The sequence below is a fragment of the Mycoplasma sp. 613B genome (genome assembly GCF_054343485.1).
On the sequence record NZ_JBTGVH010000015.1, the window covers coordinates 1 to 25,388 of the forward strand.

Annotated in this window: 20 protein-coding genes; 1 reads left to right on the forward strand and 19 read right to left on the reverse strand. The window is 22.9% G+C overall.

Translation table 4 applies throughout. From position 1 onward, the window contains the following. The 15 genes from ACXX87_RS02835 to pyrH form a co-directional block, all read right to left on the reverse strand. On the reverse strand, positions 1-1,102 hold a 1,102-nt coding region (locus tag ACXX87_RS02835; protein WP_458573243.1), incomplete at its 3' end, for a hypothetical protein. A gap of 15 nt (positions 1,103-1,117) precedes the next feature. Next, the gene (locus tag ACXX87_RS02840; protein WP_458572796.1) at positions 1,118-1,492 is read right to left on the reverse strand and encodes a hypothetical protein; all 375 of its coding nucleotides are present in this window, start codon (positions 1,490-1,492) and stop codon (positions 1,118-1,120) included. Positions 1,493-1,505: 13 nt separating this feature from the next. Then, entirely contained in the window at positions 1,506-2,594 is a 1,089-nt protein-coding gene (locus tag ACXX87_RS02845) for a hypothetical protein (protein WP_458560649.1), read from the reverse strand. Next, on the reverse strand, positions 2,594-4,966 hold the full coding sequence (locus ACXX87_RS02850) for a hypothetical protein (RefSeq protein WP_458573244.1): 2,373 nt from the start codon (positions 4,964-4,966) through the stop codon (positions 2,594-2,596). Before ACXX87_RS02850 ends, ACXX87_RS02845 begins: the two co-directional genes overlap by 1 nt. Beyond that, a complete protein-coding gene (locus ACXX87_RS02855) occupies positions 4,947-8,498 on the reverse strand; it encodes a hypothetical protein (RefSeq protein WP_458573245.1) in 3,552 nt (1,183 codons plus the stop codon). Before ACXX87_RS02855 ends, ACXX87_RS02850 begins: the two co-directional genes overlap by 20 nt. Then, positions 8,498-10,168, reverse strand: coding sequence for a hypothetical protein (locus ACXX87_RS02860; RefSeq protein WP_436358564.1), 1,671 nt, complete (start codon positions 10,166-10,168; stop codon positions 8,498-8,500). The genes ACXX87_RS02855 and ACXX87_RS02860 overlap by 1 nt, the downstream gene beginning before the upstream one ends. Continuing rightward, a complete protein-coding gene (locus ACXX87_RS02865; protein ID WP_436358566.1) occupies positions 10,146-10,871 on the reverse strand; it encodes an ATP-binding cassette domain-containing protein in 726 nt (241 codons plus the stop codon). Before ACXX87_RS02865 ends, ACXX87_RS02860 begins: the two co-directional genes overlap by 23 nt. Before the next feature lie 164 nt (positions 10,872-11,035). After that, on the reverse strand, positions 11,036-11,593 hold the full coding sequence (locus tag ACXX87_RS02870) for a hypothetical protein (protein ID WP_458560652.1): 558 nt from the start codon (positions 11,591-11,593) through the stop codon (positions 11,036-11,038). A gap of 160 nt (positions 11,594-11,753) precedes the next feature. Beyond that, a complete protein-coding gene (locus tag ACXX87_RS02875) occupies positions 11,754-16,055 on the reverse strand; it encodes a PolC-type DNA polymerase III (RefSeq protein ID WP_458573246.1) in 4,302 nt (1,433 codons plus the stop codon). Positions 16,056-16,138: 83 nt separating this feature from the next. Beyond that, positions 16,139-17,488, reverse strand: a complete 1,350-nt coding sequence (locus tag ACXX87_RS02880; protein WP_436358569.1) for an APC family permease — start codon at positions 17,486-17,488, stop codon at positions 16,139-16,141. A 128-nt stretch (positions 17,489-17,616) separates the two neighbouring features. Next, positions 17,617-18,279, reverse strand: coding sequence for a ribonuclease HIII (locus ACXX87_RS02885; RefSeq protein ID WP_436358912.1), 663 nt, complete (start codon positions 18,277-18,279; stop codon positions 17,617-17,619). A gap of 1 nt (position 18,280) precedes the next feature. Then, positions 18,281-19,195, reverse strand: coding sequence for a Cof-type HAD-IIB family hydrolase (locus ACXX87_RS02890; protein ID WP_436358911.1), 915 nt, complete (start codon positions 19,193-19,195; stop codon positions 18,281-18,283). 7 nt (positions 19,196-19,202) lie between these two features. Beyond that, on the reverse strand, positions 19,203-20,132 hold the full coding sequence (locus tag ACXX87_RS02895; protein ID WP_458560609.1) for a phosphatidate cytidylyltransferase: 930 nt from the start codon (positions 20,130-20,132) through the stop codon (positions 19,203-19,205). Positions 20,133-20,140: 8 nt separating this feature from the next. After that, the gene (gene frr, locus ACXX87_RS02900; protein ID WP_458559269.1) at positions 20,141-20,692 is read right to left on the reverse strand and encodes a ribosome recycling factor; all 552 of its coding nucleotides are present in this window, start codon (positions 20,690-20,692) and stop codon (positions 20,141-20,143) included. Between the two features lies 1 nt (position 20,693). Beyond that, entirely contained in the window at positions 20,694-21,416 is a 723-nt protein-coding gene (gene pyrH / locus ACXX87_RS02905) for a UMP kinase (RefSeq protein WP_436358908.1), read from the reverse strand. Between the two features lie 128 nt (positions 21,417-21,544). Between pyrH and ACXX87_RS02910 the strand changes: the two genes are divergently transcribed. Next, entirely contained in the window at positions 21,545-22,264 is a 720-nt protein-coding gene (locus ACXX87_RS02910; protein ID WP_458557336.1) for a PQ-loop domain-containing transporter, read from the forward strand. A 1-nt stretch (position 22,265) separates the two neighbouring features. On the opposite strand, the gene ACXX87_RS02915 is transcribed toward ACXX87_RS02910, so the two are convergent. From ACXX87_RS02915 to ACXX87_RS02930, 4 genes are read right to left on the reverse strand one after another with little or no spacing between them, the layout of a single operon-like run. After that, positions 22,266-23,489, reverse strand: coding sequence for a Y-family DNA polymerase (locus ACXX87_RS02915; protein ID WP_458560610.1), 1,224 nt, complete (start codon positions 23,487-23,489; stop codon positions 22,266-22,268). A gap of 13 nt (positions 23,490-23,502) precedes the next feature. After that, a complete protein-coding gene (locus ACXX87_RS02920) occupies positions 23,503-23,718 on the reverse strand; it encodes a phosphopantetheine-binding protein (RefSeq protein ID WP_436358905.1) in 216 nt (71 codons plus the stop codon). Positions 23,719-23,726: 8 nt separating this feature from the next. Then, the gene (locus tag ACXX87_RS02925) at positions 23,727-24,164 is read right to left on the reverse strand and encodes an MHO_1590 family protein (protein WP_458561040.1); all 438 of its coding nucleotides are present in this window, start codon (positions 24,162-24,164) and stop codon (positions 23,727-23,729) included. Beyond that, on the reverse strand, positions 24,136-25,290 hold the full coding sequence (locus ACXX87_RS02930) for an MHO_1580 family protein (protein ID WP_458559267.1): 1,155 nt from the start codon (positions 25,288-25,290) through the stop codon (positions 24,136-24,138). Before ACXX87_RS02930 ends, ACXX87_RS02925 begins: the two co-directional genes overlap by 29 nt. Between the last annotated feature and the right edge of the window lie 98 nt (positions 25,291-25,388).

The window sequence follows — 25,388 nt, forward strand, 5'->3', positions numbered from 1 at the left end:
TTTCAAATAATGATATATTATTTTGATTTTTATAAACAAATTTATCATTTAAAGATAAGAATTTATTTTTCATAAAAATGTTATAAATATCTAAATTTATTCCCAATAATCTATATTTAATCAAAACTGATAGTGAATTAAAATTAAAATTTTTATTCAGTGTTTTTTTATTATTTTGTTTAGAAATAGAATTTTCATAACTATAAATATATTCAGGGAGTCAAGAAATAAATTGATTATTTGATTCAGATATAAACTTTTTCTTACTTTCCACATCTAACATTAAATCATTATTTAATTCTCTGTATTTTTCTTTTAATTCAGGATTGTTTTTCAAAATTTTATTGAGTGTTAAAGTTATTTGATTATTTAGAGTTTGTATGGTTAAGTTTTTAACTCTATTTTCAAAAACTCTTTTTAATTTATTTGTATCTAATTTCAAACTAACTTCTATATTAAAATTATTTCATGCTTGTGCTCAATCATAAGAATCTAAAATACTTACTGAGGCTTTAGAAAAACCAAAATATCTTACAATTGCTTGTTCATCTAGTTTTCATTTCGTCTTTGTTTTTATATGCATATTATTTATTGATAAAAAGTTTTTATCTTTAAGTCTAAGTGTAACATCTCCAACTTTATTTACAAAAAAATTATATTTCTGTTCTAAATCTGTTGTAAAATAATCATTAGAATTTTTCATTGTTTCTAAAACGTTTTCCACATTATATTTATCTATATAATTTTGACTAACATTTTTTTCTAAAGTAAGACCATTTTCATCATTTTGCATAATAGATCAATTGCTTTCATTATCATTAACAGAAACTTCAAAACCATTGTTTGCTTTGTTTTTATTTCCTTTTGTTTCAACTAATTTAAATTGTAATTTAAAAACGTTTTCATTTTTCATATCAAATAAATCATCAATAAAATGATTCATAACATTTTCTAAATAATTTTCTAAATCAGTATTATCTCTATGATAAATATAGTCGTTTCCATTAAGTGTAATTCCTTGTTTTTCCTGATTAATTTTTACATTTTCTAAATCGTCTTTATGACGTAAAATTACATCTTTTTTTGATAATTTTTCATACAATTTATCTATATCATCCTATATAAATGGATTAATTTTTAAATCGTATTCTGTCTGATTTACTTCTTTAACTTTAAATTCATAAAACGGATTGTAAGTTAAATTTTCTTTAATTCCTTCAACAATACTTAACTGTGCTTCTTCTTGAGTATCAAAAGGATTGTTGAAACTATCAAAGTATTTTTTAACTATTCTGTTTTCAGAAATGTATGAATCAATTGCTAGTCTTTGATTATCAACATAATTTCCAAAAATATCTCTGTATGCAGGTTTTATTTTTTCTCGATCATATTTATAAAGTTTTTCTGGTTCAAGAAAAACTTGACCATATTGATTATTTATGTCTTTAAGACCAATTGCACTTGTGAATCTTCTGTTTCCTATTTTTAACAATTCATTTAGAATTTTAATTTTGTTTTTGATTTTTTCCTTCAGTAGATATGATTTTTAAAGGTCTTGACAATATAAAGTGAATAGAATCTTTTTTAATATATTCTCTTTTTTCATCTGTTTTTACATCATAATCTTGTACTTTTCTTTCTCTAGAAAAAGTTAAATCATAATCAAAGAAGTTTTCTGAGTATTGATTTGCAATTGTTTCAACATTTTCTCTTGCACTTAAATCATTTTCAATATTATATCAATCATTTAAATAATTGTCTGAATCTAATTCAAAATCTATGGTTGTTAATAATTTTATGTTTGGAGCAGTAACATTAAATTTTTCCATTTCTTTTTTTGTCATATTTGGAAATAATTTTTCTATTTTTGGTTTAGGTATAGAAAAAATTTTGAAATGATCTCTGAATCCTCTTTCTCCGAAAGTTAAATTTGATTTTATATCTAGTGATGAAAAGTAACTATGTTCATCGTTTACACCAAAAGTCATAGCAGAAGTTAAAGCAAATAAGCCTTCTATTTTTACATTAGGTATTTGAACTAGTCTGTTCATAACAAAATAACTAACAGCCATTATTTCACTATAATAATCTTTCGTTTTAGATAAAGTAAAATTATAATTACTTTCTTTAACTAAATAGACATCTTTATTATTTAAATACTTTATTTTCTTTTCGGGCGCTAATTTATCTATAACATCTTTATATACTTTATATTTAAATTCAAAATCATTAAATCATGTATAAAATTTTTCTTCACTTTCTTTAGTAAAAAATAAATAAATATTTTGATTATTTTCTATTTTAATATTTTTTATTTGAAATACAGGATTTAACTCTACTAATTTTTTAGCATTAACTATTTGATAATGATTTATATTATTAAAATCAAATTCTTCAAAATCATCAAATACATAATTATCAGTTCCTACGTATTTTTCTTTATATTTGCTAAAAAGTTCATCATATTTTTGCTCTTCAGGTGTTTTTGGGAAATTTGGTTCTTTGGATTTTTCTTCATAATTACAACTTACTACCAAATTTACAGAAGCAAAAGTTACGATTGCTGCACTTGTTAATAATATTTTCTTTTTCATTATTTAGTCCCTTCTATTTTTTTAGCTCTATATTTTATGTAATCTTTTAAATATGACATCATACCTTCTTGAGAATCGAAGAAAAGTTCTTGATTATTTAAATCTATGGTTCACAAGTTATAATAATTAGATTTTATTTCGATAGATTTGTTATTTTCTACATAAAATCTTCTTTCTGCTACAGGCAGAATTAATTTTCCTAGGATTAGTCTATAGTTTAATTGAAAAATTTTAGGGTCATTAAACTCAAATAATTCTTCTCTAAAAGGTTGTCCACGAGAGATAAGGGTACTTTTTAGTCCTGGTATGTAATATCTTTCTTTAGGTTTCATTCTTTTTAAAAGATATTCTTCTAAATTAGATTCTTCGGTTTGATTTGCTAATTCTGTAATGTTTGTATACCTTGAATTATAGTTATAGATTTTTTTCTCAGCACCATCTACAGAAATAAAGTTTTTTAAAATTCCTATTTTAGTATTTTCTAAGAATAAAAATTCTTTGTTTTTTCTAAAATATTCACTAAAATTTTCCAAAATGTTAAATAATTTTTTATCTTTTTTGTCTTTATTATTTTTATAATAATCTAATCAAATGCTTCTTAATTGATTTAATCCATTTATGGTTGAATCTGTTTTATTTATGTATTTTATTTTTTGATTATTAAATGGATTTTTTACTATTTTTTTATGATTAATAATTGTATAATCATTTTTTTCTATATTTTCAAACATTGATATATTATTTTGATTTTTATAAACAAATTTATCATTTATAGAAAAGAATTTGTTTTTGACATAATAATTATTTAAAGCATTAAAAGAGTTAATTAAATATTCCTTAACTTGATCTTTTATGATTTTATTAAAATTATTTTCTTTTTTAAAATCTTTTTTAATAAATTCCTTAGAAATTTCATTTAGAGAATAATAATAAATTTTATCAATAGATATTGGAGTTTCTTTTATTTTTTGTAATAATAAAATTTTACTTTCCATATCTAAGATTAAATCATTATTTAGTTCTCTGTATTTTTCTTTTAATTCAGGATTGTTTTTCAAAATTTTATTGAGTGTTAAAACTATTTGATTATTTATAGTTTGTATGTTTAAATTTTTAACTCTATTTTCAAAAACTCTTTTTAATTTATATTTATCCAACTTTAAGTTTACTTCTATATCAAAATTATTTCATGCTCTTGCTGAATCATAAGAATCCAAAATACTTACTGGGGCTTTAGAAAAACCAAAATATCTTACAATTGCTCGTTCATCTAGTTTTCATTTAGTCTTTGTTTTTATATTCATATTATTTATTGATAAAAAGTTTTTATCTTTTAATCTAAGAGTAACATCTCCAACTTTATTTACAAAAAAATTATATTTCTGTTCTAAATCTGTTGTGAAGTAGTCATCAGAATTTTTCATTGTTTCTAAAACGTTTTCAACATTATATTTATCAATATAATTTTGACTAACATTTTTTTCTAAAGTAAGACCATTTTCATCATTTTGCATAATAGATCAATTACTTTCATCATCATTAATAGAAACTTCAAAAGCATTGTTTGATTTGTTTTTGTCTCCTTTTGTTTCAACTAATTTAAACTGCAATTTAAAAACGTTTTCGTTTTTCATATCAAATAAATCATCAATAAAATTATTCATAATATTTTTTAAATAATTTTCTAAATCAGTATTATCTCTATGATAAATATAGTCATTTCCATTGAGTGTAATTCCTTGTTTTTCCTGATTAATTTTTACATTTTCTAAATCGTCTTTATGACGTAAAATTACATTTTCTTTAGCTAAAATATCTCTCAATTTATCTATATCATCTTGTATAAATGGATTAATTTTTAAATCGTATTCTGGTTGATTTACTTCCTTAACTTTAAATTCATAAAACGGATTATAAGTTAAATTTTCTTTAATCCCTTCAACTATACTTAACTGTGCTTCTTCTTGTGTATCAAAAGGATTGTTGAAACTATCAAAGTATTTTTTAACTATTCTGTTTTCAGAAATGTATGAATCAATTGCAAGTCTTTGATTATCAACATAATTTCCAAAAATATCTCTGTATGCAGGTTTTATTTTTTCTCGATCGTATTTATAAAGTTTTTCTGGTTCAAGAAAAACTTGACCATATTGATTATTTGTGTCTTTTAAACCAATTGCACTTGTAAATCTTCTGTTTCCTATTTTTAATAATTCATTTAAAATTTCTTGATGATTTCTAAATGATTTAGGTACACCATTTATTTCTATTACATATAAATGTCCTGTTTCTGAATCACCAGAAGCAGAGACAGAAATTACCGGTAAAGAAACATAAGCTGCTGTTGTTAAACTAAATATTATTTTTTTCATTGTTTTCACCTTTTATTTTGTTTTTTCTATATTCTTCTATAAAGTAATTTATTAATTCTTCTTTAGAATCAAATTCCTTTCCTAAATAAGAATATACAGTTCTTGGGTTGAAGCGATAAACTTCTTTTCTAATATCTAAACTTTTATCTGTTTTTAAAAACTCTTTTGCCTGGTCATAATTTAAAAAGTATTTCACATTATTTTCTTTATCAAAAGTTTTATAAAGAATTACTTTTTGATAACTTTTAAGTTCACTATATTTATATTGACCATCAATATCTCTTCTTAAAACAAATTTCGATCTCACTTTAAATTTGTCTGCATATTTAGCAAGCAGTTGCTCTATTTCTTTTTTAACATCTAAATAGACATATTTAGAATTAAAACGAATATTTGTATCTAGTACAACAAACCTTTCACTGTTGCTTAAATCATTATTTAATAATAATTTTTCAATTTCTTCTCTACTTAAATAAGAATTATCATATTTTTCTAATGAAGGATTTTCTAAAAATTTTTCTTGTTCTAAAGGATAAGAATCTTTTAGTTCAGGAACCTGTAATAAATAAATTGGTTTTAAGTTAATATTTAAATAGTTAATGAATTTTTTCATTAATTCTTTATAGTTATCTACTTTATATTGAAAATTATCAGAGTCAAATTTTAAATAAGTAATATCAGTTAAGTATCTAGAACGATTATTTTCGCTTGCTAAATAATTTTGCAACTCTTTGACACTTTCAAAGAAAGGCATTGTATTTTTATCAAAAATTGATGTAGGAATTTCTTTTTCAAAGGAATATAATATTTTTAAATCATCGATATATTCTAATTGTAAATTTCCTTTTTCAATTTCTTGAATTACTTCTTTTTTAAGATATTCAAACATATACTGATCATATTTTTTATTATTAAAATAAAATTCATCTTTTACTGTTGCATTTAAAATTTTTACTGGTGTTAATATTTTATCTTTGATCTTGCTAATGTCAGAATTTACTTTATTTCATAATCCTCAAAAACGTTTTGTGGAACTTCCGCCTTGTCAAATATAATCTTCTTCTGAATTTGGTTTAAAAACATATTCATGAAATTCTTCTGTTCCTATTGCTTGAATAATAAAGTCAAAAAGGATTTCAACACCAAAAGCTCAAGGTCCTAAAACTTGACTTAAGTTTTTAATTGCTCCTGCTGCATTTTTAATAAAATATAAGGTGGATTCTAGTGTTTTTTCTGTACTTGCAAAGAAGATGAAATCTGTTGCAAGACCTAAAAGTGCTGCACTTTTATTTAAAAATTTTTGATTTTGTTCACTAATATGTTTTTTAGTTGGTTTTGTGTATTTTCCCGTACTTTTGAATTTTTTTGTTCATTTTCAATGAGTTTTTTGATCCACTTTTTTTAGTATTTTATCTTTTTCTTGTCTTAAAGTTAGAACAGTGTCATAAAACTTTGGAGAATCAATTAAAGAAGTGTGATTTGCAAAATCATTTGAAGCAAATTTAACAAAACTAATTAATTCAAAATAATCTTTATATTGATCTTTTAATGTTTTAATTTCTTTGGGCGGAATATAAGAACTACCACTTTCTTCGTATTTAATATTAAAAATATCAACATCAGGTAGTGTTAATAATTGTTCTATTGAAGATTTTAAAACAAATTTAATGCTTTTTGAAACTGAAATAGTAGCATCAATAAATTCTTGTTGACTCTTGTTTAAAGAGTTAAAAACAGGAACATTTTTAACATATTCTAAAGTGTTTTCGTTGTAATTATAGGCATTTTTGGTTTTTGAAGTTAAAGAATACAATTCAAAAAATTCTTTGTATTTTCTTAATTCTTCTTCGCTATTAGTGTCTTTTAATAAAAGGATTCTATCAAATTCTTCACTTGAATTTGTGTTAGTTAAAGAAGCGGTTGCAAAATTTATTAAATTAATTGCATTCATAAATTTAGTACTTTGTGTAAGCGAACCTAAAAAATAGTCAGGACTTGTTGATACCGAAATATTTAAATCATCTTTTAAACCATACAATTTTAATAAATCAATGTGTTCGTTGTTTTCTGTAACATAAAATTCATCTGTGAATATTTCTTTTAAAGTTGTATTAATAGTATTTAAAAATGATTTTATATATTTCTTAAATACATAAACTGTTTTAAAGTTAATTTTACTTTCAAACATTGCTGAAATAGAAGAAATATAAAAGGAATAAATTTGATTAAATATAGTTCCGTGTTTTCCTTTTAAAAGGATCTTATTTGCATCTTGAATTTTGTCTCAAAGAGTAACGTCTTTTAAATTAGCATATTTAATTTTAGAAAATTCTTCTTTCAAATTCTCTAGATCTTCTCTTAATAAATAATTATTTAAAATTGAGAAATTTTGATTATAATCTTTTTGTAATTTTTCTTTATCATTTTCGTTTAAATGGGAATTTAAAAGGAATTTGTCAAAATTAGCATCACTTTTTTGTTTAATAATTCGAGAGACAAAATTATTTACAAGACTTTTTTTAGTTTCTTCCATTGGGTTTGTAAATAATTTTTCTTCTCTCTCTTTTTTATTTCAATTATTTACATCAACAATGTCATTTATAGAACCTGATGGACTATCTAAAAATAATTTCCCATAGAAATTTTCTTTTACTGATTTATCTAAATCAACAATAAATTTATTTTGTCCGTTAGTTGAATTTAATTTTAAAATCGGTAATTCACTTAAATATGAATCAAATACTTGATTTTTGATAAAGTTATCATATTCATAAATTTTGTTTTTAAAATAAATGTATTTTTTGTAATTATTTTTTACAAAATTATCTAAATTAGATTTAATTGAAATATCAGAAAAAGAAATTAAATCATTTGGTGCTTTAATATGTTTATTAGTTTTAGCAAATTTAATTTTTGATTTTAATTCACTTAATTTTTGCTTATCTGATATATTTTTAGTAGCAATTTCTTGATAAAGACTTTCAAAATAATTAATTAATTCAGCTTTAGTTTGAAAAATTTTAGCATTGCCACTGCTTTTATCAAAAGTTGTTTCATATTTATAAAAGGAATTTACATTAAAATATGAAAGTTTTGCTTCTAATTCATCAGTAAAAACTTGATTATCTTTTCCAAGAAAAACTTCTTTATTTTCTAATTCATCTTTTCTTACAAGAGTTGGTCCAAATAAATTAGAATTTAACTCATTACTTGGTAAAATCTGTTTTTCAAGTTCTTGAATATCTTTATTAGAAAAGAATTCAACTGCTTCTATTTTTTGATCTAACATTACATTTAAATCACTAAAATTATCGATTAGTTTATCTAATGTTTTTGAAACAAAAACATCTTTGCTTTGATATTGTGTTTCTTGTTTTAATTGTTCTAAAATACTACTTTTGATTTGTTCTTCTTCATTAATTGTTTTCTTATTTTCTTTATTTATAGGCATTAAAATGGCAGCAGCAACTCCTGAACCTACTAAAACTGTTGCTATTGCACCAAAACCTAAATTTTTAATATATTTTTTCATTATTTACTCCTTTTTACCCAATAAAATATTAGAAATGAACCATTTAGTAATGTAACTAATATTATTAAAGTTAAACCTAAATAATTAAACTTATTTTTTACTGATATTTTATTAGTTACAACATATTGAAAATCAGTAATTTTTGGTTTATTTGCTAAAAATTCAAATTCATAATTTTTATTTTCATTGTTTGATAGATATTTAAAGTTTTTCAATTTATCAGATAAATTTTGAATTGAAAATGACTCAGAAATCAAATAATTTTTTCAATCATCGATTGTGTTAATATTTGAATAATAAATATGAAATTGTGATAAATCTACTTCAAAATATTTAAATGCACTATTTAATATTCAAACTTTATTATCCTTGAATATTAAATATTTTTGAGATATAAATTCAAAATCTTGATTATCTATTTTTGAATTTAAATCTATTTCTTTATTATTTAAAATCAAAGATTCTACATAAAATTTGCTCAGTTTATTATTTACAAATTTATCATTTATAAATCTTCTTTTTATAAACAATAAATTCAGAAAATCAAATAATTCTTGTGAATTTTGTTCAATAAATTGTTTTATAAAAAATTGGTCTTTTAGAAAATAGATAAAATCTCTTTTAAAAGTTTGAATATTTATATTATCTAAACCATTTAGTTGTCTTATAAACAAAATTTCATCATCACTAAAATCTTTTTCATCTCATAAATCTTTATTTATTTTTACTTTTAGATTTTCATAATTTATATTCTTATTTATGTTAGAAAAATTTAGTGTAGACAATAATGAATTTCTATCTAAGATTAAAAGTGCTTCTTGATTTTCTTTATATAAAAAATATTCATTGTTAGTAGTATCTCAATCATGCTTGTCAAATTGATTTATTTGATATAAAGTATTATAATTTCCTTTATTTTCTATATGTTTTATATTGTTGTGCATATTTTCTTTAAATACTAAAATTGAAAGTAAATATAGCGATTCAATAAAATCAAAATATTCTTTATTTTTATAGTTTAAAAACTTTTCAGAAACATTATAATAATTCATTTTATTTTCTTTTGATAACTCTATAGCTTGAAAAATATTTGGATTTTTATAATTTTCTGAATAGTTAATAGTACTTCTTGTTATAACAGGAATTAAAATAAAAGTACTAGTTATCATTGAATTGATCAAAATATTTTTCATAGATGATTTAAAAATTTTGATGATTAAAAGAAAAATAAAGGAAAATAATATAAAAACAAAGTTATTAACTAGTCAATTTAATAAAGTAATATAAATTACAACTAACTCACTAGAGGTGGCGAGAGAAATTATTATTTGATTTAATATTACAAGGAAATTTGTAACACTAAATAATATATAAATAGTTATTATTTTAGAAAATAAAATTACTCTTTTACTAGAAAATAAAGTGTTTTGAAAACCATCGTAGAAATTTCTTTTAGTTCCTATAAAAAGTAAATAAATCAAAGTAAAAGAAATAATTGCACAAATGACAAAATTAATATAAAAGATAAATCAATTATAGTTTATTAAATTATTCTTACTTAAAATTACAGGAATTACTGAAAACGAAGATAAAAAACAAAATACCAACAATATTCAAATTGTATGTGTTTTAAATAAATACTTAAAATTATTTTTTAAAATTGTTTTCATATTCTCCTTTGAGTGTTTCTATAATTACTTTTGTAAAATTTTCTTTTTTGTTTTTATTTTCTTTTAAATTGATTTCTTTAATTTCACCTGAATCAAGCAATACAAAATCTGTAACATAAGGCAAGATATTATTTATCTCATGGGAAACGATTACAATAGTCATATCGTTTTCAACTCTTAAATTATCTATAGTTTTGTAAAACTTTTCTTTTCAATAAATATCTAAATTACTTTCTAATTCATCAATTAGTAGTAATTTTGGCTTAATAAATTCCACTAATATCAAAATTAATTTTTGTTTTTCTCCTGAAGAAAATTTATTTGGGTTTTTATTAAAGGATATTTTATATTCTTGCATTTTATCTTTTATTGCTTGTTTTGAAATTTTCTTTTGATGAAAATAATAATAAAAATGTTCAATAAATTTCAATGCACTCATGTTGCTTGGAAATTTCAAATCAGTGTTGAAATATAAAACATCTTTTTTACCTTTGATTTTTTCTAAAAACTCATTGTCTATAAAAATTTCACCATCATAATCTGAATCATTTCCAGCAATTATTTTTAAAAGTGTACTTTTACCAGAACCATTATTTCCTGCTATTAAATAAAAACTTTTAAATTCGATGTTAAGTGAAATATTGTTTAATATTTTCTTGTCCTTATAAATTTTACTCACATTTTTGATAACTACTTTACTCATATATTCTAATTATATCATTTTATTTAAAAAAATTCACTTTTTTTATAAAAAGAATAAAAAATTTTGAATAAATTAGGGATTATTTTTACTTAAATTTTTATTTAAAATTCTTTTGAATAAAAAATCCGCTATTTTAAAAAACTAAATAGCGGATATAAACTTTTTTAAATTTTGTTATCAACAACCTTTTTTATTTTACTTTTTTCTTTTGATGAACTAGAATATTCCAATATTGAAATAATTAAAACACTGATAGCGGCAGGAAAAATAGTGAAATGAAATGGGATTTGTAAAACAAATAAACCAATTTTAAGTATACCTATAAATAAAACGCCCATTAATATACCAAAAACAATAAAAACTATTGCTGCATAAGCAATTAATATTATTTTTTTGTTTTTTACATTTAAACTTAGGTTCAAATTTTCTTTTTTGTAAATTAAAAAATAAAATAACATAGTGAAAAATATAAAAATAATTTTTTTGCTAAAACCTAATTTTGCATTTTTAATAAGGAAAAACTTATAGATAATGAAAATTAGATAATTGAATAAAGAATAGTAAATTATACAAAGAGTTAATACAAATTGTCATCCTCTATCTAAATAATGCAATTGCTTTTCACTAAATGTTATAAATAAAATTAGAAAAAATATAAATATTGTTAACATTAAATTTGAAAGAAAACCTAATGCTAAAATTTTCTTTTTATCTTGGTACATAATTCTCCTGTTTGTTTATTTAATTTATATACAACCATAATGTATATACAATATAATTATTTCACTTTGTGAAAATATTTGAACAAAAAAGAAATAAAAAAAACAAAAAAGTTGAATTTTTGTTCTTTTTATTGATAATTTAATATTTTTTCTATTTTAGTTAAAATAATGAATTTTGATCTGTATCATTAAGGTGTTTTACTATTCCCATTTCTTTGATTTTTTCAAGAAGGGTTTTATTTAAAAGTGTTCTGTTTTTTAAGTCTTCAATAGAAGAAAATTCTGATTCTTCTCTTGCTTTTTCAATCGATTTAGCTACTGCTTCACCAAGTCCATCAATTGTAATAAATGGCGGAATTAAAGCGTTGTTTTCATAATCAAGAATTCAATCAGTTGAACTGGATTTTTCTAGATTTACATTAGAAATAGTAAATCCTCTTGCATGCATTTCTTCAGCAATACATAAAATTGGAATTAAATCTTTTTCTTTTACAGATAATTGTTCTTCTTTTTTCTTTGAAAATTCTCTTCTTTTTAATTCTCTTATTTTTTCTTTTATCCCTGTTTTTCCTGATGTTAGTGTTTTTATATCACTAACATCAGCTCTTGTTGTAAAGTAAGTTGCATAATAAGCAAGTGGATAATATAATTTGTAATAAGCGATTCTTCAAGCCATTAAAACATAGGCTGTAGCGTGTGCTTTTGGGAAAAGATACTTAATTTTTTTAAGTGATTCTATATATCAATCTGGAATGTTATGTTTATTTAATAAATCTTCTTCATCTTTAGTTAAAGATTTTCCTTTTCTAACATTTTCCATAATTTTAAAAGATGCTGATGGTTCAACTCCTTTCAAAATTAAAAAACTCATTATATCATCACGACAAGATACTATATCTTTGAAAGTAAGTTTTTTTTCTACTATTAATTCTTCAGCATTTCCTTTTCAAACATCTGTTCCATGAGATAAACCAGAAATAGCAACTAAGTCCGCAAAAGTCTCTGCTTTTGCTACTTTTAACATCCCTCTTACGAAGTTAGTCCCAAACTCCGGAATTCCCATTGCTCCTGTAGTTTCTCCAGAAATATCTTCTGGTAAAATACCTAAAGCCTCTGTGGAAGAAAAAAGGGAAATTATTTTGGGATCTGATTTTGGAATGCTTGTTGCTTTTACTTTAGTTAAATTTTCTAGCATTCTAATTGCTGTAGGATCATCGTGACCAAGTAAATCTAATTTTAATACATTATCATGAATAGAACTAAAATCAAAGTGAGTTGTTTTTCAAGTAGATGAGTCATTATTAGCTGGATAATTAATTGGAGTAAAATCTTCTACATCAAATTCTTTTGGTATTACGATTATCCCACCAGGATGTTGTCCTGTAGTTCTTTTTACTCCTTTAGCTTTTAATGATAAAAATTCCATAAAAGCGGATGAATAATTAGCTAAATTTTCTTCTATTTGACTTTTAATATAACCATAAACAGTTTTTTCAGCATTTGTAGAAATAGTTCCCGCTCTAAAAGTGTGGTTTTCTCCAAATAATCTTCTTACTTCATTATGAATATTAATTTGATATTCACCTGAAAAATTTAAATCTATGTCAGGAACTTTATCAGCTTTAAATCCTAAAAAAGTTTCAAAAGGAATTGTTTGTCCTTCTTTTTCAAAAGGAATATTACACTTAGAACAATTTTTATCTGGTAAGTCAAAACCTGAAAGATATTTACCATCTTCAAAAAATTCAGATGTTTTACATTTAGAACAAATGTAATGTGGAACAAGTGGATTAACTTCAGTAATTCCTGCCATTGTTGCAACAAGAGAAGAACCAACCGAACCACGAGATCCTACTAAATATCCATCATCAAGTGATTTTCTTACTAGTTTATGACTAATTCAATAAATTGCATCAAAACCATAATTTAAAATAGGATTTAGTTCTTTTTCTAACCTATTTTTTACTATAGCGGGTAAATTTTCACCATATTTTTCTTTTGCTGTTTTTCAAACAAGTTTTTCTAAATTTTCTTTTGAATTATCGAAAATAGGTGCATATAATTTGTCTTTAATAACCTGAATTTCTTCGAATTCTTCTGCTAAATTTCTTGAGTTGGAAACCACAATTTCCTTTATGATGTTAAAATCTTCTAAAAAGTCAAATTCTTTAAACATTTCATCTGTTGTTAAAAAGTTTTGTAAAGGATAAATTGGGTTTTCTTCTTTATATTTATATAAATAATGTCTTGCTCCGCCAAGTCCTTTAGCATTTATATAAATATTATGAAGTATCTTTTGGTTTTCTTCAATATAACGACAATCAGAAACTGCTATAATCTTTTTATTAAATTTTTTAGCTGTATAAACTAAATCTCTTAAACCTTCTTTTATATCTTTAGTTGCTAAAATATTTCTATTATTTCAATGAACAAAATCTCTTAGTGGTGGTACAAAAACAACATCATATCTTTGTAATTCTTGTTCAAAAATTTCTGTTGTAGAAAAGAAAAGTTTATCAATTAATCTTGAGTTTAAAGTCCCGCTTGCTAATAATAAATTCTCACTTTTTTGATATTTATCTATAAAAAGTTTCGGTCCATTGTAAAAGGTTTTAACTGATGCATCTGATATTAATTTAAATAATTCTTTTAAACCTTTTTGATTTTTTGCATAAATAACTACTTCATAACTGAATTTTTTTTCATGAAGTGATTCTAGTTCAAAAAATTCTAAATCATAGCTAGAATTAATGTTTTTTTGTTCTAGTTCTCTTAAAAAAGAAAGTCAAACTTGAGCTAAAACATTAGCATCATAATCAGCTCTATGGGCTACAGTTGAGTCATAATTTATATTTAATCTTGTTGCCAAATTTTCCAATCTAAATTTTTTAGCATCTGGATTGATAATTCTTGCCACTATAAGTGTATCAATAGCTTCAATATCTAATTTTGGTAAATTAAAAACTCTTATTTTTTCATTAACAAAATTTATATCAAAATTAGCATTATGAGCTACTGCAATGGAATTATCTAAAATTTCTCTAATTTTTTTTATTCCTTCTTCTTGTGAAATTGCATTAATTAAATCTGCTTCTGTAATGTTTGTAATTTCTGTAATATACTTTGGTAAAGGTTTATTAGGTTTTATAAAAAATTGAATATTTTCCTTTATTTTTCCGTGTTCTATGACAACTGCACCAAATTCAATGATTTCGTCATATCTAGGAGATAAACCTGTTGTTTCTAAGTCAAAAACCACGTATTTAGCATTCTTTAATAAAGAATCTTTTTTTGCATTTATAACAGCATTATTTTTATATTCGATAGTGTTAAAAGTAGAACCATAAATTGCTTTTATCTTGTGTTTTTTTGCTGAATGATAAAATTCAGGAAAAGACTGAACAGAATCAACATCAGCAATACCAATTGCACTGTGATTAAATTTTTTTGCTGCAAGCACATATTCTTCTGCTGTTGATATTCCGTCCATAGCATTCATATTGCTTCTTGCATAAAATTCAACTCTTGTTTCTTTCTCTTTATCGATTCTTTCATCTTTTTTGAGTTCTATAAATTCTATTTTTTTAGCACTAATTACTTTAGTTTTTAAATACTCATCTTTTGTATTAGAACCATATGCAGTTATTGTTTTACCTACTACATATTTTTCCTGTTCTTCTTTTTCTTGATCAGTTTTTGAAAATATTTTAACTTTAATAGCTTCTTCATAATCTGTTATTGTTAAAATTGTTATTCATAAACCGGTTTTAGTTTTTTGAACATCTCTTTTAAAAATTTCACCAGTAACTATAACATTAAATTCTTCGCTTTCTAATGCTTCTTTTATAGATAAAGGAGTATAACTTTTATTTTTCATAAAAGAAGTAAAATCCTTTTTGAAACCTATATTATTGCTATTTTCAGTTTGTTTAACACTTTTGAGAAAATCTTGTTTCATTTTTTCTTCTTTGAACATTTCTTCAATTCTTAATTTTTGTGCTTCTTTTTCTTTTTCTTCATCAATTTTAAATTCTACTTTAAAGTTTTCAAAACCTCAGTTTTGCATATATGTTTCTATTTGATTTAATTTTTCAATTTTTGCGTCTAATTCATTTCTAACAAAAATTGTTAAAATATTGCTTTTTGAAAACTCATAATTTTTGTTTTCAAAAAAATCAAATAAATTATTAACTAAAAGAAAAGCATATTCAAAATAATCTTTCACTAAAAATTCTTTTTTGGAATCATCAAAATATTTAATTTTAATTTCAAAATTAAGTTTTGCTTTTCTAACTTTAGAATAAAATTGTCTAAATAATGAAATTTTAACAATGTCTCTAAAATTAAAATAGACTAAATAATAATTACCTTCTCTGCTAACTTGTTCAATTTCGACACCATAAAATTCTTCAGTTGGTTCAAATTCAATTTCTTGACAAAATTTTTTAAATGTTTCGTTCATATAACTCCTTTTATTTATGCTTATTATAAAAAATAATTATACTATCTTTTTTGCTAAAAATTCAAATGAAAAGAGTAAGTTTTTTACAACTTACTCTTATTTTGTTTTCTCTTTGAAATTCAGTGTCAAAGACCTCAAATTGCATAACCAATTAACATTGTTCCTGCATAACTTGGTAATAAAATTGCTGTACTTAATGTATATTCTTCACCTACCATTGGTGGTATAAAAGAAATTAAAATTACGAAAATTATAACTAACATTCCAAAATATAATAATATTTGTTCTCAAATTGGGATTTTAAATTCTTTATACTTATAACCAATTACAAGAATACTAAATATAGTGAGTAAATATTGCATTAAGAACACAATATTACCAGCATTTAGAATTGCATGGAATTTGTCTTCTATTCCTAAAAAATAAGGAATTAGAGTAAAAATAATCATAGATATAGATGCAAAAATAGTACAAAAAATAATGGCATTTTTATAATTATTATTTTTTCCTTTTATTGCTAATGAACTTGGTAAAAATCCATCTTCTGCTAAAGGTACAACTGTTCTTGCATAATAAACTAATGAACTAATTGAAGAAGTTGTTCTGTTAAAAAATAACCCTATTGCAAATAATATAACTCCTGTAATTCCAAAAACTAGTTTGAATAAATTTGAAAAGGAATTTGTAGTATCGTTAAAAGAAACTCCTAAAAAAATTAAATAAAAGATTAAATAAAAACTTAAAATTATTATAAAAATTAAAACTAAAATTTTCTTAAATCTTTTTGTTTCAACATCAGCAGATAAACCTGCTAAACCTTCTAAACCACCAAAAGCATAAATAAAACTTAAAACCGAACCAACTATTACCCCTATAGTTATTTCATCTTTGCTTAATAATTTAGATGCAAAATCTAACTGTGTTGCTGAAAGGTAAATTACTATAAATAAACCTGTTATTATTGTTATTCATTTTATAATCGCTGATATAAAAATAAATCATTTTGATATTTTTAAACCCAAAGCACTTACTATTGTAGTTAATAAGAAAAACACAATAGAAACTGCAAGATAAATTTCTTGATGTTCTTTATCGAGTTCGCTTAATAAACCAGAAAAGAACAATGGAGTCGTAGCAGAAAATAAAGGAACTTGAGCAAATTGATTCCATCCTTGAAAAAAGATAAATCACCTTTGTTTTGGAAAAGCTTTTTTTCCATATACATAACTTCCACCAACTTCAGAACCAAAATTTTCTCCACCTCTGGCAAAAGCAAGCATAACAGCACCACAAATGAAGGCTGTTAATACAAAAATAAGCATTCCTCAAAGTCCTTTACTAATAACACCAGCAATTGTTACTATAAAACCAAAACCAACTATATAGTTTAGTCCAAATAGTAAAAACTGCCTTTCTGAAAATTTATTCTTCAATATTTATTCCCCTTTCGTTGTTATTAAAATAAACAACTACATAATTATAGAAAAAAAACAAAAATTTTATAAAAAATGAGCTTTCAAATGAAAAAATTGTGTTTTTTTGCCCTTTTTCATTATAAAGCTTATAAATTTTCTTTAATTTCTTCTGTAATTTTGAAGTTAATTTTAGCTACTTGATCTAAATTTTCAAATCCGTATTTTGTTACAAATTCAAATGCACATTTTTTTGCATCTTTAGTAGCACCTAATAAAAATTTAAAGTTTCATTTTTGGTTTTGGTCTTCCATTTTTTGCAATAAAAATTCTCTTGCAATAATTGAAGCGCAGCCAACTTCTAAAAATTTGTCTTCTGCTTTTGTTTCTAGTTTCAATTTAGATTTAATTGTTGTAACTTGTAGTGATGAATTCACTAATTTATTAATATATTTATTAATGGAATTTGTTGTAGAAAATTGATCAATAATAACTTCATTTGCTGTATATTTTTTTTCTAGTTTATTTATATTTTGTAAATGTAACAACATTTTTAATTCATTTGCATTCAGAAATTTAGATAAATAGTTATATTGTTTTTGACTTAAAAAACTGATTGAAAAATAGCAATTTTCCTTTATTTTAGGAGTAAGTTCAATAATTTTAGAATCTGTTATTTTTTTGGAATCTTTAATATTTAATAAAGAAATTTTTTCCAAATTTTCTTTAGGTATTAAAACTGCAGCAGCGACTAATGGACTTAAATAATCACCCACTCCAGTTTCATCACAGCCGATTTTTCCATCAATCATTTTAAGTTATTTCTGCTTCTTTGTTATTTCTAGATTCTCTTATTTTTTTGCTTTTTTCTTTTTCTTTACTTGGATCTTTTAAAAATTTTTTAATGTAGTGTCCTACACCACCTTCTTTATTTGTTTTTTTCAAGACTACTGTTGCAATTCTTTTAATTCTTTGTTCGCTATTTCCCATAGCAACTGCAACATTTGTAACATGAAACATCGAAACGTCATTATAACCATCACCAATACTTATGGTATTATCTACATCTATATCGTAATATCTCATTAATAAAGAAACAACTTTAGCTTTATTAACTCCAACTGAAGTAATATCAAATACAGGTGTTAAACCTTCACCTTTTGATCAAGAAGAAAATTCCCCTAAATCTCCGAATTTTCTTTCTAAATAGGTTTTTAATTCATATACATCAGTGGTTTCTTTTACATCAAAAACAATTCCTGTTGGTTTTAAAGGTAATTTATTTAAATTAATTCCTACAGTAAATTTTAAAGAATCACTAAATCCAAAAACTCTCTCTAAAGCCTCATCTCTTTTTTTAAGTTGAACTCAACCTGGTCCTTCAATTGCAATGTTAGAAATTTCTTTTTTTACCCTTTTATCCCCTAAAATATAAAGCATTTCGTTTAAATTTAGATAATGAATTTGTGGAATAAAAAAGTCATCAACAGGATTATGAATATGAGCACCATTGTAATTACCAACAACTGTGTCTAAATTTAATTTTTCATAAATTGGTTTAGTACTTCTTCATGGACGACCAGTTATTATACAAACTACATGCCCTTGACTTTTTGCTAATTTTATTGCTTCTATTGTGTCTGGATGCATTTCTCCAGTTGCTGAATTTGCTAAAACTGTACCATCTAAGTCCAAAGCAAATAAATATCTTTGTTTTTTATTTTTCATCTTTCTCCTAAAAAATATTAATTATTAAAATTCCTATAACCAAACAAAAAAGAACTAAAAATGTTGAATCAAATCTATCCATTATCCCGCCGTGATTGGGCAATAAATTTGAAAAATCTTTTATAGATAAATGTCTTTTTATTAATGAAAATAATAAATCTCCTAGAATCGAAGCAATTGGTAAAATCAATGACATAACTAATGCAAAAATTATTTTTTCATTGTTTGCAAAAGGAAAAATGGAACTAAAATATAAACAACAAAAAGTAAAAATTCCAGAAAATAAAACAGAAATGATTGCTCCTTCTCAAGTTTTTTTAGGCGAAATCTTTGGTGCTAATTTTCTTTTAAAAATTTTGTTGCCCAGTAAAGAACCCCCAAATAAACCAAAAGTATCGGAAATTCCTGCAATAAATCCAATTATAAGAACAGCATAAACACTATAAACATTAAAAATAAATAAATATTTTCCAAATAAAGAAATTGAAGAAAGTACTAAATAAATTAATATATAGTTAAAAACATTTTGTGTTTCTTTATCAATAAAACTAATAATTAAAAGCAAAATAAATAAAGAAATTAAAAATATTCCAGTTTCTAAATCTAATGTTAGATAAGAAATTAAATCTTCAAAATGATTTATACCATCTTTAACTATTGATAAGAAATTATCTATAGATAAAAAGTAAGTCATATTGGATAAAACAATTAAAGGAATGAATATCAACTTTTTAATTTTAAAATTTTTGAGAATTTCGTATGAACCATAAGAACTTAAAACAATAAAAAAGAGTAAACCAAAAATTCTTCCACCAATTCCCAAAAAATAAATTGAAAAAAAACTTGGAAATAAAATTAAAAAAATCAATAATACCACAATTGTTCTTACTAAAATTTTATTTTTTAGAAGGCAATTTCATTTATTTTCTATTTTCATAATATTCTTTAGATAGTCATTAAATCTTTTTCTTTTTCATCTGCTATTTTAGAAATTAAATCAATTTTTTTATCAACATTTTGTTGAATAACTTCTAAATATCTTTTTTGCTCATCTTCGCTTAATTCTTCATCTTTTTTAACATCTTTATTTATTTCTTGTCTTATTAATCTTATTCCAACTTTTGCTTCTTCAATTGTTTTAGATAAACTTTTAACTAGTTCTCTTCTTCTTTCTGTAGTTAAAGGCGGAAAAGTTAATCTTATTTGATGTCCTTCATTAGTTACTTGAATATTTAAATTATGTGCTACTAATGTTGCATAAACTTCTTTAACAGAAGAAATGTCAAATGGTTTTATTAACAATTGTTGTGGTTGTGGCACTGAAATTGATGCTAATTGTTCAATAGGAGTTAATGTATCGTAATAATTAACTTTTATGTATGCTACTAATTGCGGATTTGCCCGTCCTGTAGAGATTTTAGTTAATTGTCTTTCAAAATTATCAATAACTTTTTCTGTTTTTTCTTCAAATTCTAATAAATATAAATCTAATTCCATATTAATTAATTACCTTTGTATGTTTTATTTCTCCAGTTATAGCTCTTAAAATTGAATTTTCTTCATTTATGTTAAAAACTATAAGCTCAATATTATTATCTTTTGCCATAGAAAAGGATGTAGAATCCATTACTTTTAGATTTCTTTCTAAAATTTCATCATATGTTATTTTTTCAAATCATTGTGCATTAGGATTTAATTTTGGATCTGAATCATAAACTCCTGCAACATTATTTTTACCAACTAATATTACATCAGCATTTATTTCTGAAGCAAATAAAGTGGCTGCAGTGTCTGTTGTAAAAAATGGTCTTCCTGTTCCTCCAACAAAAATTATTATTTCTTTTTGTGATAAATATTTATCTGTTTTTTCATTAATATAGTATTCTGAAACTCTTTTATCAAAGTTTATAGAAGACAATACTCTTGCAGATAAACCCTCCTGTTCAAAACCTGATTGTAATGCTAAACCATTCATCACAGTTGCAAGCATCCCTATATAATCAGCTCTATTTCTGGAAATTCCGTTTTTTTCAGCTGAAGCTCCCCTTCAAAAGTTTCCGCCACCAACAACAACAGCAACTTCGATTCCCATTTTAATAACTTCTTTTAATTGTTTTGCAATTTTTTTTACCATGTTATTATCAATTGCTAACCTAGTTTCTTTATTTGCTAAACTTTCTCCTGAAAGTTTTAATAAAATTCTCTTATATTTATATTCCATTATTCACCAACTTATAATTTATTTATTTAAATTTTAATACTTTTTTAATAAAAAACTAATAAATTATTTAATATATTAAAAAAAGAAACTGATTTAATTTTCATTTATTTAAAAAAATAATGCAATAAATGATAAAATTTCATAAGGTAAAAACATTAAAACTAGAAAGGCACAATTTAATGACAGAAATTTTTGGAGAAATTTTCGGTTGATTTGGAGTTATTTTTACGGTTGCTTTTGCAGTTCCGCAATTAATAAAGACTTTTAAAGAAAAAAGCGGGAAAGTTAATTTATTAAGTTTCTTTATTTTCTTTTTTGGGGTTACTTTATGATCAATTTATGCTTCTTTACTTGAATTTAAAAAAATTCAATTAGTAGTTGCCAATTTACTTTCTTTAGTTCTTTTAACAATTACTATTAATTTATTTTTAAAGTATAGAGAATCAAAATTTTATAAACCTTTTATTTTCTTATCAACAATATATAATATAGGAGTAATTTGCTTTGCTTCGATTGCATATCACAACGGGTGAAAATTGAACTCAATTGCTGATGCTATTTTTGGAATAGCTGCTGCATCAGGAACCTCTTTTGCTTTTGCGCCACAAACATTTATGATTATCAAAACAAGAAATGTTAAAGATTTATCTCTTATTACTTTAATTTTAGGGTTTTTAATTAATTTTAGCTGAGAAATTTATTGATTCATCATTGGTTTTTCAACAGGATTAATAACAAAAGTAGATATAATTTACATTTTAATTGTTCAAGCAATTGCAATGATAATTTATACAATACAAATAGTGTTGTTATTAAAAGAAAAATCAACCAAAATAAAGCATAAATAAACTATTTCTTTACACCAAAACCTTTATAAGTAGTTTCTTTATTTTTAATTTTATTATCTTTATGTTCAGATAATGACATAAAGGTTTTTTTATAAAATTTATTATTTAATTTTGTTATTAAATTTTGAATTTTTTTATTTTCTCCTTCTTCTTCAATTATACTTATTTGTGAGAAACTTGCAACTAAATTATTAAAACCACAAGTGATAAATTTAACTGGTTGTTCATTTCATATTTGATCTAGCATTTTGCTTAAATGATTATAAACAACTTCTTCATTATTTGTTAAATTAGAAAGAGTCAATTTTTTGGATTTTTTTTCTAAATCTGTATAAATCACTAAAAATAAATTTTTTGAAAATAATTGTTTTCTCTGTAAATTAGAACAAATTGTTCTGGAAATATGTTTTATACTTTCTAATAAAACTTTTCTTTCTGTAACCCAATTATCAGCATCAAAAGATATTTGTTGTGAAATTCCTTTAGGTTCTTCATACTTATAATTTACAAAATCATCACCGTTGTTTTCTAAATTATTTAAAAGATCGAAATCTCTTTTATGAACCTTTTGATTTATTGCTAAATCTTTTTTTATTTTTTTATAAAAATCTTCAATAGTATAAATTTTTAAATTTTGAAATTTGATATAGGAAGATTTTCCTATACCATAACATTTATCGATTGATAATGGTAAAATTTCTTTTTTAATATCTTTTTGCTCTAATATTTTTAAACCAAATGGTTTAGCTAAATTGGTTGCCATTTTTGCCAAAAATTTATTATAAGAAACACCAATTGTAATAGGCAAATCTAAAAATTTTTTTACATCATTTTGAATAGAAGAAATCATAAAATTTAAATTGTTATTAAATTTTTTAACTAATTCAGTAGCATCCATAAAACACTCATCAATAGAAATGATTTCAATTTTTTTTGTATATTTTCTTTTTAAAAAATCAAAAAAATTTTCAGATTCTTTTAAATATAAATTATAGTTTGGTTCCACAACAACTATATTTGGAATTATTTCTTTTACTTTTGACAATAATCAAGGAACTTTAGCACCTTTATTTTTCGCTTCGTAAGACAACGAAACAACAATAGAATTTTTTCTATTGTAAGCTATAGCAATTTCTTTTTTTTCTAAAAGTTTATTATTCTTTCTCTCTGCAGACACAAAGAAAGAATCTATATCAATATGTAATATAACTTTTTTATTTGACATTTTATAATGTATTTTATTGTTTCTTTTCTTCTAAAAGAACTATAACGTCTTTTATTTTTGATATTTTCATTAATTCTTCATCTGAAATAGATATTGATAATTCACTTTCAATATCTGTTATCATTTCAACTAAGTCAAGAGAATCAACTCCAATTTCAAAAATATCACTTTCTTCAGTGAATTTTTTATTTGTAATTTTTTTTAATTTTTCAAAAACGAAATCTTTCATAAAATAAATTATATATCATTATTTTCTATATTTAAATGATAATTTTTATAAACTTTTAGATCTTCATTAATCCAAATAAACTCTACTAAAACACTTTTTTTATTTTCGTATTTGTAATTGAACTTTATATCACCATAAGACACACCAAGTCTTTTTATAATATCTGTTATAAAAAAAGAAATCATTTTATCATTTATTACAGGTTCTCCATTTTCAATTTCAATATAATCATAATATTCTCTTGCATCAACTTCTGGGAAAATATCATTTTCAGTTAAGAAAAATGATTCGTTATTATTTGTAATTTTTTTATTTTTTGAAGAATCTTCGCTTTTTAAAGCTAAATATATAACTTGGATAGTTATAGCAATAACAGAAGCAACAGAAAGAGAAGAGTATAAAATTATTTTTTTCTTTTTAAAGAGAATTTCCTTTATTTTCGACAATTTCTTCTTCATCTTTTTTGTATAATTTTTTTAATCCATCAAGAGTAATTGTAGTATCTAATAAAAATTTAAATTGACTATTTTTTATTAGATAATGATCCACTTCTGAAATTCTAGGTTCTTTATAACTAGAAATATAAAATTTTACTTTTCCATCATTTTTATCTAAAAATTTATGTTTAATTTTTTGTTTATAACTCAAAGTGATGTCTTCGAAATCTTTATTTATATCAATTTTAATGCGTGGAAAGATTTCTCCTGAGAAATTATAGGGAATAATAAAACCTCGCTTAGAATAACTATTTATGCCCTTTACAGTGGTTTTTTTCTCAAAATCATAATATGTATTATCTACAATTTTGATTTTTCCTATAACTTTTTTACCATTAATAAACTCAACTTTATCATTTTTTTCAAAATATAAATTTAGTTTTTCTTGATTTTCGATTGGTAAGTTTTCAACAAACTTAGGTTTTAAATTTAAATCTCTTTCTATAAGTTCTTCATTATATGCATCGTTATATGCAACTACATCAAATAATGTTTCGTTGTATTCTCCTAATTTTAGTTTTGTAGGATAAAATACTAAATTGTTATAAAGTAATTTATCATAAGAATTTTGATATTTATCATTTATTGTGTTTGCAAAACTTGAAGTTCTAAGGGCTTTAACTGATTTAAATATAATACTATCATCTACAAAAAAATCTTTTTGTAAAAGTGGATTTTTAACTAATTTTAATTGAGTTACAATTAAAGGATCTTCTTTCTTATTTTCTATTGAACTAATTAAACTTAAAGTTTTAATATCTGAAAAAGTATTTTTTTTAAATTCCAAAAACGGAATTATAAAATTTTCATAAGATTCCTCATTTATCTCTTTAATTACAGAAAAATCTAAAGGTTGGTTATTTAATTGGATACTAAATTCTACTTTCTTTTGATTTCTAGAAAAATATGTAGATTTAATTGAAAATGTATCATCAATAATGTTTCTTTTGATTTCTATAAAATGTCTTTCACCCATTGGTGTATTTTTAGAAATGATTTTACTTTTTTTAACTTCAAAAACTGATTCTATTTCATTTATTTCTTTATACTCAGATAGATGCTGGATATTGTCCATATAAGTAAAATAAGAATCTGTCGATTGCTTTGTTGATATTTTTACCTAAATTTTTACTATTTTTCTATACTTAGCAAAAAATGACACATTTTCAACAA